This is a genomic window from Pallidibacillus pasinlerensis, assembly GCF_009996845.1.
GTDB lineage: Bacteria > Bacillota > Bacilli > Bacillales > Caldibacillaceae > Pallidibacillus > Pallidibacillus pasinlerensis.
The window spans coordinates 1-500 of the sequence record NZ_JAACYS010000164.1 but is presented as its reverse complement, the minus strand read 5'-3'; the positions used below and the strand labels follow the sequence as shown (position 1 = coordinate 500).

General features: G+C 33.8%; 1 tRNA gene. It reads left to right on the top strand.

Going from position 1 to position 500, the window contains the following annotated elements:
• The first annotated feature begins 325 nt into the window (after positions 1–325).
• Positions 326–399: transfer RNA gene (locus GW534_RS16030), tRNA-Arg, on the top strand.
• Positions 400–500: the final 101 nt, after the last annotated feature.

Here is a 500-nt window from a genome sequence, read left to right as displayed (position 1 = left end):
TTTAAAAAAGGCAAAATTCTTACCAAGAGAGTATCCTAAGAGTTTGAATCCGCTTTCAAATGTAAGGTGTGAAAAAAACTGCCTATAAATACTTGACTCAAACAATAATTTAATCAATATTGTGGGAGAATGAAAGCTGTGATAAAATTACATTGGTTATTTTTAACATGACTATGTAGGTTAGCAGGATAGAGCACGTCCGAGAAAGCTTCTAAGAAATAGCATCAGCGTACCAATCGAGCCGCATCTTGAATAATCAAACTAAGATTGGAACGACAAAAGCTACAATGTTAATGAGGTAAACAATATAACAATTTAATATCATGTCCCGGTAGCTCAGCTGGATAGAGCAACAGCCTCCTAAGCTGTAGGTCGTGAGTTCAAATCTCGCCCGGGACGTAACTTTTATAAAAAAAGTAAACGCATAAAAATGTTGGTTAGATAACATTTTTATGCGTTTTTTTTTTGTTAACATAAAAGATCTGTATTTTCTACTTTTC